Origin of the sequence: Ornithinibacillus scapharcae TW25, assembly GCF_000190475.1 — a bacterium.
Lineage (GTDB): Bacteria > Bacillota > Bacilli > Bacillales > Amphibacillaceae > Ornithinibacillus > Ornithinibacillus scapharcae.
Window position 1 is genome coordinate 61,577 of the sequence record NZ_AEWH01000004.1, and the last position, 17,129, is coordinate 78,705.

Sequence of the window (17,129 nt, forward strand, 5' to 3'; positions counted from 1 at the left end):
GTTTCTTATTATGTTGCTCTTGTTTGTTTGTATTCGAATTTGAATTGTTTTTCTCGTTATTATTTTTTTTAGGTCTCATTCTTAGCAGTTGTATTTTCCGAATTTTGCTTCTGGGTAGTATTAGGAGTATGATCCCCTTGTTTCTTACCAAATTTTTGATCGAGTTTCTTAATCGTATCATGGTCGATCGTTGACATATGATTAGAAACTTCAATATTATTTTCTTTCAAATAAGTAATAACATCCTTACTTGTAATATTTTGTTCTTTTGCATACTCATATACACGTATTTTACGCATATGTTCACCCCCGAATTTATTTACCCGAGTAACGTTAGAAGTTTTTTCGCAAACCCTTCGTCAAGTATTGCAAGTGCTACTCTATGGGATTTTCCGATAGCATTTGATAATGTATCTCGATCATCGGCTAGGATAATATAAGGAATTTTGTATGAATTGCATTTATCCGTAAGTTTTTTTCGTGTTTGGGGACCTACATCATTTGCAATAAGTACCAGTTTCGCTCTTCTTCTTTGAATGTCTTTGACAATTGTATCTTCCCCAGTTGAACATTTGCCAGCTCGAAATGCTATGCCGATAATATTTAAATAATTTCTATTCATTGCGACCACTAACAAGCATCCTTAACTCATCATAGATAGAAGCATCTACTTGCGTATTTAGATGCTTAGCTAATGCTCCTGTCTTTTCAGCCTGATTGATTACGTCCAAATCTTTCGAGAGGTATGCTCCTCTACCATTCTGCTTCCCAGTAGGGTCTACAAAAACCTCTCCTTCTTTGTTACGAACAACCCGAATAAGTTCTTTCTTTGGTTTCATTTCACTTGTTATGACACACTTTCGTTCTGGAGATTTACGTTTTCCAACCATAAATACCCCTCCCTATTCGAATAAATCCTCTTCGACTTCTACATCGACACCCGTAAAATCAGTATTTTCCTGTTCCGTTAGAAGACCTTCAGAGCGGGCTTCGGTTTCACTTTTAATGTCAATCTTCCAACCAGTCAACTTCGCAGCAAGTCTTGCATTTTGTCCACGCTTACCAATTGCTAGTGATAATTGATAATCAGGGACGATTACTGTGGTTGATTTTTCTTCCTCATTCACCAACACACTTATAACTTTGGAAGGACTTAAGGCATTTGATACGTAGACTACTGGATCCTCAGACCATTCCACTATATCAATCTTTTCACCTTTTAATTCATTTACGATGGTTTGAACACGGCCGCCTTTTTGACCTACACAAGAACCAACCGGATCTATTTCTGGATCATCAGCATATACTGCAATTTTAGAACGGTCTCCAGCCTCTCTAGCTACAGACTTGATTTCTACTATTCCATCATAAATTTCGGGTACTTCCATTTCAAATAGACGCTTCAATAGTCCTGGATGTGACCGAGAGATATAGATTTGTGGCCCTTTACTTGTATTTTCCACTTTCGTTACAAACACTTTTAAGCGATCATGTACTTGATAATCCTCTGTCGGCATTTGCTCCGCTTCTGGAAGTTTCGCCTCAATCTTTCCTAGATTAACGTAAACAAATCTTGAATCGATCCGTTGGATTATACCTGTCATAACGTCTTCCTCACGGTCAGCATATTCACTAAAGATTACGCCTCTTTCCGCTTCCCTCACTCGTTGAGTCACAACTTGCTTCGCCGCTTGTGCTGCAATTCTACCGAAGTCTTTTGGTGTAACTTCTACTTCGATAATATCTTCCACTTCATAATTTGGATCAATTTTCTTGGCTTCATCTAATGATATTTCTTGTTGACTATCTTCTACTTCTTCTACTACTGTCTTACGCGAAAACACGCGCATTGTTCCAGCTTTTTCATCAAGTTCAACCCGTACATTAGTAGCAGATTTAAAATTCTTTTTGTATGCTGAAATTAATGCCGCTTCTAGTGCTTCAATCAATATTTCCTTATCAATACCTTTTTCTTTACCCAAATTTTCAATTGCGTCAAACAATTGACTACTCATTTTAAATTAATCCCCCTTTATAGCACAACTGCTAATCTTGCTTTTGCAATTTTATCAAATGGAATCTCCACTTGTAGTTTTCGCGTTTTAACTTTATACTCGATTGTTGCAATATTATTAGAGAAGTCCTTAAGAATACCTTCATAGGCTTTTTCCCCATTAATAGGTTCAAATAACTTTACATACACATTTTTATTGATATGCTTTGTAAAGTCTTCTGCAGTCTTTAATGGACGTTCTACCCCTGGTGAAGAAACCTCCAGGAAATACGCTTCTTGAATTGGATCTATTTCATCTAGCTTCTCACTTAATTGTTCGGACACTTCGCCACACTCAGCTATATCAATGCCGCCCTCTTTATCGATAAAAATACGCAGAAACCAATTTTTTCCTTCTTTAACATATTCGATATCCACTAGTTCTAGATTCTTTTCCTCTAGAATTGGCTTAACTAATTCTTCTGTTGTTTTGACAACCTGAGAGCTCAAAAAACTTCCTCCTTTACCTAAGCTAAAAATTCATACACTTATTATTAACTAACTGCTCTATTTTCATTTAAATGAGAATTTATGTATTGTGGATAGTATATGACTGTCCTATTCACCAATATAAAACCCTTGCCAAAACAAGGCAAGGGGAGCTAGACAAAGTGAGCGATTACGAAGAAAGAGTGGGAGAAACCCACTCTTTTAGTCCGATACTATCAATACGTACTACTAAAATATACCATAAAACCTATATAGTTGCAAGACAATATCAGTGCTCACTCTAGATAATTACACTTTATTATTCTAGTATACTTCCATTTTTACTAGTTTACATTTACAAATAATCTTGTAGCGCTTTTTGTAATGAAGCTTTCGTTGTTGCTTTTGCTCCAAATTCGATATCTAGTTTAATCATATTTCTTACTATTTCAGGGCGTAAACCTGTTATGACTAATTGACTACCCATCATGGTTATACCGTCTAATAGCTTGAGGAATAGTTTTATAGCTTCATTATCCATTTCTGCTATTCCTGAAAGATCCATGATTAGTGTTTGAATTCTTAATCTGCCCACTTCCAGTAATACCTTTTCTTCAATTACATTTGCTCGACTAGTATCGATTGTTCCAATTAAAGGAAGAATACTGACATTAGGCGTAATTGGGATAATTGGCACGGATAGATTATTAACTAGCTTCCGTTGCTTTTCAATTAACTCATCCTTATATTTCGAGTAACTAATAAAGAAGCTATTCGTAAATGTATCAATTAGTTCATTATAATTACTTGTCTCTGTATAGAAAGCTGCACTATCTTTTACTTGTTTACCAGATAAAAGATCAAATTGATGTAAAAATACCCAGAAGGTCTTTCTTATAGCGCGTATCCATTCTAATTTAAAACTAAGTGTCATGGCATGTTTTGCCCACACTATTCCTTCCTTCTTGGCAAATTGTCTAACTTCTTCTTCTCTTTGGTCTACTACTAATAAAACTAGTTGATGCGCGTTATCCAATAAATTGATATTCCCAATCAAGTGAATCTCTTTAATTTTGTCCCTTACATTAACCGCTTCACTTAGCAATTTTTCTTCAAAGATGTTTCTATTCAATATTAAAAAGTTATGTAAGTCTTCTGTTTGTATGAAGTTAGTCACCAGATCACTTCCTTAGGTTTGGTAGGTACATATAATAATAAAATAATTTCGAATTTATTATACATACATTTGTTATGGTTTATCAAGTTATACCTTATGTAGTTACAGTTAATTAAAGAGAGGAGTCTTCCCCCTCTCTTCATATAAATTAAAATAGTGATAATTGGTTTTTTCTTCCATTCCTTCTAATGTACCGTGATTATCTAGATATTCAAGAATTGTTTTAGATATTTTACTACGTTCGCGTAAATCTTCCTTAGAAAGGAATTCTCCTTCTTCTCTAGCTTTTACGATATTGATTGCAGCATTAGTACCAAGACCTTCAACAGCATTAAATGGCGGAATTAATGTATTGCCCTCCACGATGAACTCAGATGCTTTGGATTTGTACAAATCCACTTTTTGGAATGAGAATCCACGCTCACACATTTCGAGTGCAACCTCTAATACAGTTAATAAACTCTTCTCTTTAGGAGCAGCGTCATTCCCCTTTGCATTAATTTCTTCAATACGCTTACGTATGGCTTCAGACCCTTTCACCATCGTATCTAAATCAAAATCACTTGCACGTACACTAAAATACGCCGCATAAAAATATAATGGATAATGCACTTTAAAGTAAGCAATACGAACGGCCATTAAAACATATGCAGCTGCGTGAGCTTTCGGGAACATATACTTAATCTTTTTACAAGATTCAACATACCAATCCGGTACATTATGCTTTTTCATTTCTTCAATCCAATCGTCTTGTAGACCTTTACCTTTACGAACAGATTCCATAATTTTGAAGGCTAAAGATGCTTCAAGTCCCTTATGCATCAAATAAACCATGATATCATCACGACAACCGATAACCTCAGGTAGTTTACAGATACCATCATTGATTAATTCCTGCGCATTACCAAGCCATACGTCTGTCCCATGAGATAGTCCAGAGATAATGACTAATTCCGCAAAAGTACTAGGTTTTGTATCCTCTAACATTTGCCTTACAAACTTAGTTCCAAATTCCGGAACACCTAACGTACCAGTTTTACTTAATATCTGATCCGGTGTTACTCCTAGTGACTCTGTCCCCGAGAAGATTTTCATTACTTCTTTATCATCTGTAGGGATTGTTTTAGGATCGATACCACTTAAGTCCTGTAGCATACGAATAACGGTCGGATCATCGTGTCCCAGTATATCCAGCTTCAGTAAGTTATCATGGATAGAATGGAAATCAAAGTGAGTAGTTTTCCATTCACTCTTCCGGTCATCCGCTGGAAATTGAATTGGTGTAAAATCATAGATTTCCATATAATCTGGTACTACGATGATTCCCCCTGGGTGCTGTCCAGTTGTTCTCTTAACACCGGTACAACCTTTTACTAACCGGTCCACTTCAGCATTTTTAAAAACTAAGTTCTTATCAGAAGCATACCCCTTCACATAACCATATGCTGTTTTTTCAGCGATTGTACCAATGGTACCCGCACGATAAACATAATCCTCACCAAATAATACCTTCGTATAATTGTGTGCGGTTGGTTGGTATTCTCCGGAGAAGTTTAAGTCTATATCTGGAACTTTGTCCCCTTTAAAACCTAAAAATGTTTCAAACGGAATGTCTTGCCCATCTTTATTAAGCGCTGTACCACAGTTTGGACAATCCTTATCGGCTAAATCGAAGCCACTAGCAACACTACCATCAGTAATAAATTCATTATAGTGACAACTAGGACATACATAATGCGGTGGTAATGGATTTACCTCGGTGATCTCTGTCATGGTTGCCACGAAAGATGAACCAACCGATCCCCTTGAACCAACTAAATATCCATCATCTAATGATTTTTTAACTAGTTTATGAGAGATAAGATAAATAACAGAAAACCCATTACTAATAATACTATCAAGTTCTTTTTCTAAACGGTCTGTTACTATTTTAGGAATTGGTTCACCATAAATGAATTTGGCGCGAGTATAGCATAAATTTCTTATCTCATCGTCTGCCCCTTCAATCTTCGGTGTATATAGGTCATCTTTTACAGGCGATATATCATCAATTTCTTCAGCTAATGATTGAGTGTTAGTAATTACAATTTCTTTTGCTTTTTTATCTCCTAGGAAACTAAAACATTCTAACATTTCATTCGTAGTTCTAAACGGCGTATCTGGTAATGAAACACGGTTTAATGGATTACCAGCCTGGGAGGCAATTAGGATTTGGCGGTACATTTTTTCATGTTCATCAATGTAATGCACATTTCCTGACGCGATTACCTTCTTATCCATTTTCTGTCCTAGCTCTACTATTTTCCTTATAATATCTAAAATCTGTGCTTCATTTTGAACGAGTTCTTTCTCAACTAAATGCGTATAGTTCCTTGGCGGTTGGACTTCGATATAATCGTAGAACTCTGCAACTCTTTCTGCTTCCTCCGCCGATTTCTGCATCATCGTTTCGAATACTTCCCCATTGTCACAGGCAGTTCCTACCAAGATACCGGTACGATTCTTTTGTAAAACGGACCTAGGTATACGTGGCACACGATAGAAATAGTCTATATGGGCATAGGAAACTAGTTTATAGAGATTTTTTAAACCTTCTTGTGTTTGAGCAATCAACGTACAGTGGAATGGTCTAGAACGCTGATAGGCATTCCCTTCACCCATATGGTTATTTAACTGATTATGGTTTGTGATTTCTCTCTCCAAAACCCGCTTGACCAATTTCCATAATAAATAACCTGTTGCCTCTGCATCATATATCGCACGGTGATGCTGTGTTAACTCGATATCTAGATGCTTACAAAGCGTATTTAATCGATGATTTTTTAGCTCTGGAAGCAAGAAACGTGCTAATTCCAACGTATCGACAACTGGATTTTCAACCTTTTCATAGCCAATTTTTTGATAACCTTGATTTAAGAATCCGATGTCAAAGCTTGCATTATGTGCTACAAAGACGCTATCTCCACTCCAAGAATGAAAATCCTTTAGTACTTCTTCGATATCTGGTGCATCCTTCACCATTTCATCCGTTATCCCAGTCAAATCGATTGTCGTTTGGGATAAGGGGTGATGTGGATTAGCAAATGCCTCAAAGCGATCGACAATTTCTCCTTGATGAATTTTGACAGCCGCGAGCTCGATAATGGTATCATAAACTGCAGAAAGACCAGTTGTTTCTACGTCAAACACGACATAGGTAGCATCATTTAAATCGATATCTGCTTCATTATAGGCAATAGGAACACCATCATCTACTAGATTAGCTTCTACACCATATAAAATCTTAATGCCATTTTTCTTCCCTGCACTATATGCTTCTGGAAATCCTTGTACACCACCATGGTCCGTTATCGCTACTGCTTTATGTCCCCATTTTGCAGCTTGTTCCACCAGTCTGGCTGGTGTAATAACAGCATCTAATTGACTCATAGTCGTATGAGCATGAAATTCTACTCGTTTTTCGCCTTCAGGTGCCGTGTCCTGACGGCTAGCAACTTGTACTTCATGCATATCATTGGCCATCATTGCCAATTCATTTGAGTACATGTCGGTTTGTATACTACCTCTAGCTTTAATCCACATACCTTTTTTCAGTTGTTCAAACTTCAAGGCATCCTCGTCGCCTCTTGAGAACATCTTTATCTGAAGTGAATCCGTATAGTCTGTAGCTTTAGCAATTAGTAGACTTCTACCAGATCGAAGCTTACGAATTTCGACATCGAAAACATAACCCTGTACCGTAATTCTCTTCTCTTCTTCTTGAATTTCCTGCATCTGAACAACGTCATCCTGAATTTTATATCCAATTGCAAAAGGCTGATTTTCTTCAACTGAGCGGTCTTTATCACGTTTTTCCTTATCTTGAATAGTCTTAAGAATTATTTTTTGATCTTCTAAAGCTTTTTGTTCTCGAAATTTTTCAATCTCTTCCATTTGTGTTTTAACATCTACTGTTAAGGTATAGGATGGCGCTCCCACTTTTTTACAAAATTCTCTAAAAGTTTCGTCCAGTCTTTTCTTTAACGCATGTCCTTCTGCTTCATTCCTAGCTGTTAACATAATCTTATTACCGTTAACTTTAGGTTTTTGATTAAATACTAAATCGCGATAGGCTGGAGAAATGTCTGAAGTTAGTTGTAAGAAGAGATGCCAATAATCGACAATTAATTCTTCTGTACATTGATTATCTTGTGTGTAAAGCGTTAAATCAGCTGTAGCAATTTGTTGAAAGGATTGCTTTAATCTAGTGATGAACTCTTGATATACAGCTGTTGGTAATATATTTTTTATATCAACATGAAAGTGCCAAAGCTTTTGAGCCTTATAGATATCGAGCTTTGATAAAGCACTCTCTTCAAAATATTGACTTACATATTCTTCAGGCATTTCTATTTGTTGAAGCAATAACTTCATTTTTTCTATTTTAGATATATCCATTTTCAATTCCCCCTGCATAAATCCCCGTCAAATGAGAGGAGAAATTTTTCTAGTAAAAGGTATAAAAGTTTTCAAGACTTCTCCGTGAAATAATGGAAACCCTTGTCATGAATTAAAGACAAGGGTCCCGAAAATTACTTCATACTATAATTAATAGTACTAAGTTTAGTATATCGTTACAAGTTTTTTAGTTGGTAATTATTCCTTTTATAGGAATAAACGTTGAATATCGTTCCAAGTAACAATAATCATTAATAGCATTAGCAGTGCAAAACCAACGAAGTGGAAGATTCCTTCTTTTTCGGGTTCCATAGGTTTTCCGCGTAAGACCTCAATACCTACGAATAATAGTCTTCCACCGTCTAGTGCTGGTAAAGGAACTAGGTTAACTACCCCAAGATTAATACTAAGGATTGCTGTCCACATTAAGAAATTCATAAAACCAGTTTGTACAACTTGGTCTGTTGCATCATAAATTCCAACCGGTCCAGACAACATATCCAGACCTAATTGGCCAGTTACTAGCATTGCTAAGTTCGTCAATATCATCGATGTTGTTTCATATGTTTTAACTGCACCATATTTAAAAGATCCCCAAAATGTTTTTTCCGATGCCTGCAAAACACCAATTTGTCCGTAAGAACCCTCTTGACCTTCGAAAGGAACTTCTTTAGGAACTACTGTTAATTCTATCGTCTCTTCCCCACGTAAAACTGTCATAGTCAATTCTTCTCCTGGATTATCACGTACAATGCTGGTGAATTCTCCCCAGGTAGATATGGACTTATCATCTACTTGAATGACTTCATCATTGGGCTGGAAACCAGCTTCCGCAGCCGGGCCATTTTCGACGATCTCACTGACTCTCGCTTCTTCTACTGGTACACCTTGTACAACACCAATTATAATAAAGATTAGAATAGCCAATAAGAAATTCATCATTGGTCCAGCAAATAGCTGCATTGCTCTTTTTCCGGGTGATTTAGAAGCGAATTGTCTGTCATATGGTGCAATTAGAGTTTCTTTCTCATCCATCACGAATAAAGCACGACGGTCCACCTCAAAGCGTAAGCGTTCCTCTTCTTCTACTTCATAACCTTCAATGATTAATTCATGGTCCAGATCTGCCTTTTCTACTTCAATCACACGGGCATTTGGGTGTTTTGATTTATTGTTAACGATAATCTTATTCACTTTACCTTCATCATTAAACTCTAAACCAATATGATGACCTGGTTTTAAGTCAATTATCTCAGGATCTTCCCCCGCCACTCGTACATAACCACCAATAGGTAGTAGTCTTATAGTATAAAGGGTGTCATTCTTCGTAAAAGCGAATATCTTCGGACCCATCCCAATGGCAAACTCTCTAGCTAACATTCCAGCGCGTTTAGCAAAAATAAGATGTCCTAATTCGTGAACGAATACTAATAACCCAAACATAAATATAAAAGCAATAACTGTCGTCAAACATAACACCTTCCTTTATTGAAGTAGAAAAGAGTATATTATTTCCTAACCTACTAGTTGTAAGACTAAATGAAGTACCGGAAAAACAAATATGGCACTATCAAATCGATCTAATATCCCACCATGACCAGGTAGGATGGTTCCTGAATCCTTCACATTATAATGACGTTTAAATGCTGATTCAACTAAGTCACCTATCTGACCAAATACGGACAATGCTATCGTCATGATGATGACAGTTAGTACACTATCTGTGAATGGGTGAATGACATGGAAAACCACACCGACAACTGTAGCCAAAAGAATACCACCTACAGCTCCTTCGATGGTTTTATTCGGGCTAATTTCTGGCCATAGCTTGTTCTTCCCAAATGCTCGTCCCATGAAATATGCGCCTGTATCAGTCGACCAAATAATCAAGAACGCAAACAAAATTAGAGCAAGTCCATCTGCACTGTTTCTGGTTTCTAAAAGGTAATAGAAACCTAAACCAACATATAGAACAGCTAATAAGATAAATCCAACATCATCAAACGTAAACTTATTTTTCAATAATACGGTATAGGCCAATAGCAGGAACACAAAAATTAACAGAATCTGAGTTGTATTCGTACTAAAGTGAAGAGAAGTAATCCCTTCTAACCCTGGAAATAGAATTAGCCATAAAAATAGGATAGCTATAAGACCTGGAATAGAAGTCCAAGAAACTTTATGCATCTTCAATAGTTCTATTAAACCAATTGTTGCCAACAAGTAAATAATTACCGCAAAAGGCAATTTACCATAGATAACAAATGGTACAAATAGGATAAGTGCTACCACTCCTGTTAAAATTCGTTGCTTCATTTACCATTCATCACCTTATATACCTCCATAGCGCCTAGATCTTCTTTGATAGTCTAATAACGCCTCAACAAATATTTTTTCATTAAAGTCAGGCCAGAGAACATCCGTAAACCAAAACTCTGTATAGGCGAGTTGCCAGAGTAAGAAATTACTGAGGCGTTGTTCTCCGCTCGTGCGAATTAATAAATCTGGATCAGTTAACCCTTGCGTATATAAATATTTAGATATCAGACTCTCATCTAATTGATCGAGTGAGAGCTTCGAATCATCAATGTCTTTTGATATAAGCTTAATCGCTCTAATGATTTCATTTCTACTACCATAGTTTAGAGCAAAATTTAACAATAATCCATTATTATCCTTCGTTTTGTCCTTTGCATACTGAACAGCTTCTTTCGTATGCTCCGGTAACGAGTCAAAATCTCCAATGGTTTCGATACGTACGTTATTTTTAATTAAGTCCGGTAAGTATGTATGTAGAAATTCTTTCGGTAATTTTAGCAAATATTCTACCTCGGGTTTTGGCCTTTTCCAATTTTCTGATGAAAACGCAAATAATGTTAGGATCTTGATGTTATACTTGACGGCTGTATCAACTGTCCGCTTGACCACGTCCATCCCCTCTTTATGACCTGCAACCCTTGGAAGACCCCTTTTCTTAGCCCAGCGTCCGTTTCCATCCATAATTATTGCAACATGTTCTGGTATAGTGATTAATTCATTATCTTGTGAGGGGCTATCTTTTTTTGATTTTAAAAAAGGAAGTTTCATCTGCATAATTTCCCTCCGAACACTGGTGTTTATCATTATAAAATACTATAATACTTATGCTAAAAAGCTATTGTTTATGTCAGTCCGTACAATATGTATTTAGTAACATCATACCATAAATAACATCTTGATGATGTTCGTTACGTCTAAAATAATACTCTCATTATACTATTTTCTAGTAAGAATACAAAAGCCCCCTTATACAAAGAGGGCTTTAATTGTAAATAGAGACATCATTTTTCCTCTAAATAGAGCAAAATTTTTTATTGGAATCTACGTACCAATAATCACAATCGAGTTCAATGGTTATTAAACTTCCATGATCTCTTTTTCTTTGTCTTTTGCTAATTGATCGATCTCAGCAATATATTTATCCGTTACTTTCTGAACGTCATCCTGAGCATTTCTTAGTTCGTCTTCTGTTAATTCTCCATTTTTCTCTGCTTTTTTCAGTGCGTCATTGGTATCACGACGAACGTTTCTTACTTGAACACGAAATTCTTCTGCATACTTCCCTACCACTTTAACTAAGTCTTTTCTACGCTCTTCTGTTAATGGAGGGATGTTAAGACGGATTACATTACCGTCATTAGATGGAGATAATCCTAAATCTGCTTTTTGAATGGCTTTTTCAATATCTCCCATAGCAGTTTTATCATAAGGAGTAATAACAAGTAATCGTGCTTCAGGTGCTCCTATTGAAGCTAACTGGTTGAGTGGTGTATTGGCACCATAATATTCAACAAACACACTGTCAAGTAAACTTGGGTTAGCTCTTCCAGCTCTCACCGTGGCCAAATTTCTTGTAAATGCTTGAATAGTTTGTTGCATTTTATCTCGGCATTCATTCATAATTTGATCAGTCATGATTATTTCCCCCTTATAATTGTACCGATTGTCTCACCTTGGACAACCTTTTTAATATTTCCTTCTTCTGTAATAGAGAACACGATTAGCGGTATATCATTTTCCATACATAATGTCGAAGCAGTAGAATCCATTACGCCTAGGCCTTCGTTCAGCATTTCCATATACGTAATATTATCATATTTCTTTGCTTCTTTATTTACTCTTGGATCATCTGAGTAAACACCATCCACATTATTCTTAGCCATCAAAATTACTTCAGCTTCGATTTCAGCCGCTCTTAAAGCAGCTGTAGTGTCTGTAGAGAAATAAGGATTACCGGTACCCGCAGCAAAAATAACCACTCGTTTCTTTTCTAAATGACGAATAGCCTTCCTTCTGATATAGGGTTCTGCCACCTGTCTCATTTCAATCGAAGTTTGCACTCGACTTGGAATGTCAATCGTTTCTAATGCATCCTGTAATGCTAAAGAATTCATAACAGTTGCTAGCATTCCCATGTAATCAGCTGTTGCACGATCCATTCCCATTTCACTACCGACTTTACCACGCCAAATATTTCCGCCACCTACAACAATGGCAACCTCTACACCAAGATTAACTACTTCTTTGACTTGGGATGCGATGGACTGGATAACTTTTGGTTCAATACCGTAGCCCTGATTTCCACTTAAAGCTTCTCCGCTTAATTTCAAAACAATTCTTTGGTAACGAGCAGTTGTCATAATAACCTCCATAAAGTGTAACTTCATTCAATGCGTATTCACATTGAATTTATGTCGAAATCTATATTTATGGTGAAATAGGGAACATTAAATGTCCCCTATTGTTGTTTTTCATTATTTTTTAACTTGGCTCATTACTTCTTCTGCAAAGTTGTCAGCACGTTTTTCCATTCCTTCTCCTACTTCATAGCGAACGAATGTCTTTACACTTCCACCTTTAGAAGCGACATACTTCTTAACTTTTTGGTCTGGATCTTTAACGAAACCTTGTTCTAATAGACAAATTTCTTCAAAGAATTTACCTAGACGGCCTTCAACCATTTTCTCAACAATGTTTTCAGGTTTACCTTCATTTAGTGCTTGTTGTTTTAACACTTCACGCTCGTGGTTAATTACATCTTCTGACACTTCGTCACGACTAACATATTTAGGGTTTACTGCAGCAACATGCATTGCAATGTCTTTCGCAAGAGCTTCATCAGTAGAACCTTCAATTAGAGTAAGAACACCAATTCTTCCTCCCATGTGTAAGTACTCACCGAATACATCATTGTCAGTTTTAGTAAGAAGTTCAAAACGACGAAGAGATAGTTTTTCACCGATTTTTGCTACAGCAGAATTGATATAAGTTTCAACTGTTTCCCCATCACCATTAAGCTTTTGTTGTAATGCTTCTTCAACGCTTGCTGGTTTTTGAGATAGGATGTGGTTTCCTAAATCTACTAGTAATGTTTTGAATTGATCATTCTTTGTTACGAAGTCTGTTTCACAGTTAACTTCCATTAATACTGCTGTATTGCCTTCAGTTGCAATATATGTAGATCCTTCTGCAGCAATACGATCTGCCTTTTTAGCAGCTTTTGCAATACCTTTTTCTCTTAAGTAATCAATTGCTTTATCTAAGTCACCATTAGTTTCTGTAAGTGCCTTCTTACAATCCATCATTCCAGCACCAGTTTTTTCACGAAGTTCTTTTACCATTTGTGCAGTTATTGCCATCTTGAATCCTCCTTAATATTATACATATTTAGCTTTACCTTAGTTTGATATTAAATGCTTAGAAACTCGCTTTTGTTCGTACATATGAGCGAAGTAGTTTCATAATTAGCATTAACTATCTGAAATAAGAACAAACCAATCACAAGTCTAATGTACCTCTAAGCAAGTTATCCTTAAAAAAAGGTGATAAAAGGCTTATCCTCTTATCACCTGACCTTTTCAGAATTAAGCTTCTTCAGTTGCTTCAACTGAATCTTCTGTTTGTGCTTCTTCTACTACTTCTAATTCCTCACCTTGTTTAACTTCAAGGATAGCATCAGCAATTTTAGCTGTTAGAAGTTTCACAGCACGGATTGCATCATCATTAGCTGGGATCACATAATCGATTTCATCAGGATCACAGTTAGTATCAACAATTCCAACGATAGGAATGTTTAATTTGTGAGCTTCCGCAATTGCAATACGCTCTTTACGAGGGTCAATTACGAATAGTGCATCTGGTAGTTTCTTCATGTCTTTAATTCCACCAAGGAATTTAACAAGACGTTCTTTTTCTTTTAGTAAACCAACAACTTCTTTTTTAGGTAGTACTTCAAAAGTACCATCTTCTTCCATTTTTTCAATTTCAACTAAACGGTTAATACGTTTACGAATTGTTTGGAAGTTTGTAAGTGTACCACCTAACCAACGTTGGTTAACATAGTACATACCAGAACGGATAGCTTCCTCTTTAACAGAATCTTGTGCTTGTTTCTTTGTACCTACGAAAAGAACAGTACCACCGTTAGCAGCAAGCTCTTTCACATAGTTATAAGCTTCTTCTACCTTCTTAACAGTTTTTTGAAGGTCGATGATATAAATGCCGTTACGCTCAGTGAAGATATATTTCTTCATCTTAGGGTTCCAACGACGTGTCTGATGTCCGAAATGTACACCAGCTTCTAGTAATTGCTTCATAGAAATTACTGACATTATTTTTCCTCCTTGGTTTTTCCTCCGCTTGAATCATTTCTGCTAAAGACCTTTCGGCACCTTTTAGCAAATCAACAAGCGTGTGTGGTTATAAATAAAAAATATGTTGTATTTACACCAAAAATAAATATATCATACTAGATTCAGGTAATCAAGCTTAAATATTACTTTTTCTCGTGAAATTTTACAATTAATTCTACTTCTGTTTTTCCACAACCTAAACTTCGAGCTATATCTTCGATTGAACGTCCCTCTTGATACAGCTTTAATATTCGTGATTGTAGAGACACTTCAATCTCATCCTGTACGTCACTATTCAGATTTATATCTATTGTTTCTAGTGGTTCTTCATCGATTTTAGAATCCAGAGTAGGCTCTATTCTGGTAACAGAATCTAGATTCTTCTTAGATGTAACATTCTCTTTGTTAGTTGAATCATTATTATTCTTCGACAATTCTTCCTGTAAGAGTCTATTCTCCTGTTTAATCTCTTCCAGATAACTATCCATTAATTCGATGATATCGGATGTTTTTGTAGTATCCGTAGAATGAGTTTGTAGGCGTTGTTTATGTAAAGAATAGATCGCGACAATAGAAACAATATGTAATAAAAAACTAATGATAAATAAAAATGATGTCATAAAACGTTTAGCTCCTAATATCAAAGTTGTTCCCTAAAAAAGGATGTTTGATTATGTGTTCAACTTCGTTTGAATCTTTCTCGTTCTTTCTATTACCTCTTTGTCCAGATCCCTTTTCTTCTTTTTGGCCATCTTTTTGCAAGTGAATCTCATCAAACTCTTGAACTTTCTTTCGTTTCTCCATCTCTTGTACAAGATTACTCTGTGCTAATCCCTCTTGAAAATGTTGATTTTGTTTAAAAAGCTGTTCTTGAATCTTTCCGGCATCTTGTGTTCTAGGAAGTGCTACTTGCATCTCAATCGATTTCCAACTCATTAAGATCACTTCTTTCAGGCGTTTATACAGGACTATTCCTTTTGGAAATATTATAAGGCACGCATAAATATTTCATTACGGACGAGCTCAAATTCGACTTGCTTATATGGAGTATTAATTACTCGCCTGTATTTACCAAAGGATACTATCGTATTTCCATAAATATTGCCAAGCACCGTCAATTTTGCTTTTTTCTCGTTAGATTCACTTGAAATAGAGTTAAGTTCTTCCTTTATATTCTCTAGTAATTCTAGGTTTTTATCATAGGAAGCCTGTTGCTTTTGGAGCATCGTGAATAATTTAGGGTTTGACTCAATATTAGGTGTGCTTGCTAATTTGTCTCCTATAAGCGAAAGTTTTGTTAATGAATCTTCCACTTCTTTTTTCTGTGCTTGGAGTTCTTCTATTCGCTCAACCTCTTTATGGTTGCGTCCAAGATTTAAATATGTAGGAGTGTTTAAATGATTTCCAACATGTTTAACTTGGATGCTCCCCCCCGCAGATATCTTTCCACCAATTATGCTGCCCCTTTGGCAAATCAACTCGTTCCCTACTATACAATCACTATGAAGGATAGAGTTTTCCACATATAAGTTATTTTGGATATTCACTATTCCTTGATTAATATAACCAATTTGCAGATTCTCTTTTGCTTCAATTAATCCTTTTTGCAGTCCAGCAAAACCTTCCGCAATATATATAGAACCTTCTGCTGTTAATGTTGCTGCTTCTACCATACCGAATATTTTAATATCTCCGCCAGCATTTAATGAAAATCCTGAAGGTACATCACCTCGTACGATAATGGTTCCGATAAAGTCTAGGTTTCCTTCTTTCATGGATAATGAATCTCTTACTTCAAAAACTGGATGAACATGTATATAGCTTCCTTGTACACTAGCCTGTCCAACTGATTCCGAATAAAAGATTAAATTCTCTTCATCAAAGCGTACATTTTTACCCGCTTTCATTTTAACTGTTTTCCCCGGTTTGGCGGGAACTGTATTTCCATAAACATCTGTCCCAGGGACACCCTCGGTAGGTAGTGAAACTGTTGCTAGTTTCTCATCGACCTCAACAGATGGGATACTCATGACATCGCGAAAATTCCAATTTTCATCCGTTCTTTCTACTTCAGGATTAAAATTAACCACATAATGTACCTTACCATCTTCACCAGGAACAGGAGCTTCCCCGGTCGCAATTGTTACAGGGAAGTCTTCAAGAGCTGGGAGGCCAGAAAATTGATTCATGCCCTCGCTATTTATTCCATAAACAATTTTGTTTTCGATAAGAAATTGTTTTAATAGTTCCACTGAAATCTCTATATCACGGTTTACGAGATATTCATCAGTATAATGGAGCTCGGCAATCATATGATCTTTGGAAACAACTACTTTAAACAATTGATTTAGATCCGTCATAC

At 36.2% G+C, this 17,129-nt stretch carries 16 protein-coding genes and 1 pseudogene; all 17 read right to left on the reverse strand.

The window, feature by feature from the left end; all coding sequences use genetic code 11:
- Positions 1–68 precede the first annotated feature (68 nt).
- A complete protein-coding gene (locus G5W_RS24800) occupies positions 69–299 on the reverse strand; it encodes a translation initiation factor IF-2 N-terminal domain-containing protein (RefSeq protein ID WP_010093368.1) in 231 nt (76 codons plus the stop codon).
- 20 nt (positions 300–319) lie between these two features.
- The gene (locus tag G5W_RS0100750; protein ID WP_010093370.1) at positions 320–622 is read right to left on the reverse strand and encodes a L7Ae/L30e/S12e/Gadd45 family ribosomal protein; all 303 of its coding nucleotides are present in this window, start codon (positions 620–622) and stop codon (positions 320–322) included.
- Positions 615–890 carry an RNase P modulator RnpM gene (rnpM, locus tag G5W_RS0100755; protein ID WP_010093372.1) on the reverse strand — a complete coding sequence of 92 codons (276 nt, stop codon included), beginning with the start codon at positions 888–890 and terminating at the stop codon, positions 615–617. Before rnpM ends, G5W_RS0100750 begins: the two co-directional genes overlap by 8 nt.
- Positions 891–902: 12 nt before the next feature.
- Positions 903–2,015, reverse strand: a complete 1,113-nt coding sequence (gene nusA / locus G5W_RS0100760; protein ID WP_010093374.1) for a transcription termination factor NusA — start codon at positions 2,013–2,015, stop codon at positions 903–905.
- 17 nt (positions 2,016–2,032) lie between these two features.
- Complete coding sequence (gene rimP / locus G5W_RS0100765) at positions 2,033–2,503, reverse strand: ribosome maturation factor RimP (RefSeq protein ID WP_010093377.1); 471 nt, start codon at positions 2,501–2,503, stop codon at positions 2,033–2,035.
- A gap of 334 nt (positions 2,504–2,837) precedes the next feature.
- Entirely contained in the window at positions 2,838–3,659 is an 822-nt protein-coding gene (locus G5W_RS0100770) for an STAS domain-containing protein (protein WP_010093378.1), read from the reverse strand.
- Positions 3,660–3,807: 148 nt separating this feature from the next.
- Positions 3,808–8,096 (reverse strand): annotated as a pseudogene (locus tag G5W_RS0100775) (PolC-type DNA polymerase III).
- 207 nt (positions 8,097–8,303) lie between these two features.
- Positions 8,304–9,566: an RIP metalloprotease RseP gene (gene rseP / locus G5W_RS0100780; RefSeq protein WP_010093380.1), complete on the reverse strand. Its 1,263-nt coding sequence runs from the start codon at positions 9,564–9,566 to the stop codon at positions 8,304–8,306.
- 45 nt (positions 9,567–9,611) lie between these two features.
- Positions 9,612–10,412: a phosphatidate cytidylyltransferase gene (locus tag G5W_RS0100785; protein WP_010093381.1), complete on the reverse strand. Its 801-nt coding sequence runs from the start codon at positions 10,410–10,412 to the stop codon at positions 9,612–9,614.
- A 15-nt stretch (positions 10,413–10,427) separates the two neighbouring features.
- Positions 10,428–11,189: an isoprenyl transferase gene (locus G5W_RS0100790; protein ID WP_010093382.1), complete on the reverse strand. Its 762-nt coding sequence runs from the start codon at positions 11,187–11,189 to the stop codon at positions 10,428–10,430.
- A 303-nt stretch (positions 11,190–11,492) separates the two neighbouring features.
- Positions 11,493–12,050: a ribosome recycling factor gene (frr, locus tag G5W_RS0100795; protein ID WP_010093383.1), complete on the reverse strand. Its 558-nt coding sequence runs from the start codon at positions 12,048–12,050 to the stop codon at positions 11,493–11,495.
- A 2-nt stretch (positions 12,051–12,052) separates the two neighbouring features.
- Entirely contained in the window at positions 12,053–12,775 is a 723-nt protein-coding gene (gene pyrH, locus G5W_RS0100800) for a UMP kinase (RefSeq protein WP_010093385.1), read from the reverse strand.
- A gap of 114 nt (positions 12,776–12,889) precedes the next feature.
- Entirely contained in the window at positions 12,890–13,774 is an 885-nt protein-coding gene (gene tsf, locus G5W_RS0100805; protein ID WP_010093387.1) for a translation elongation factor Ts, read from the reverse strand.
- A 225-nt stretch (positions 13,775–13,999) separates the two neighbouring features.
- A complete protein-coding gene (gene rpsB, locus G5W_RS0100810; protein WP_010093389.1) occupies positions 14,000–14,746 on the reverse strand; it encodes a 30S ribosomal protein S2 in 747 nt (248 codons plus the stop codon).
- 164 nt (positions 14,747–14,910) lie between these two features.
- Positions 14,911–15,387 carry a DUF6115 domain-containing protein gene (locus G5W_RS0100815; protein WP_010093391.1) on the reverse strand — a complete coding sequence of 159 codons (477 nt, stop codon included), beginning with the start codon at positions 15,385–15,387 and terminating at the stop codon, positions 14,911–14,913.
- Between the two features lie 7 nt (positions 15,388–15,394).
- Entirely contained in the window at positions 15,395–15,703 is a 309-nt protein-coding gene (locus tag G5W_RS0100820; RefSeq protein WP_010093393.1) for a hypothetical protein, read from the reverse strand.
- A 50-nt stretch (positions 15,704–15,753) separates the two neighbouring features.
- Positions 15,754–17,127 carry a DUF342 domain-containing protein gene (locus G5W_RS0100825; protein WP_010093394.1) on the reverse strand — a complete coding sequence of 458 codons (1,374 nt, stop codon included), beginning with the start codon at positions 17,125–17,127 and terminating at the stop codon, positions 15,754–15,756.
- Positions 17,128–17,129 lie beyond the last annotated feature (2 nt).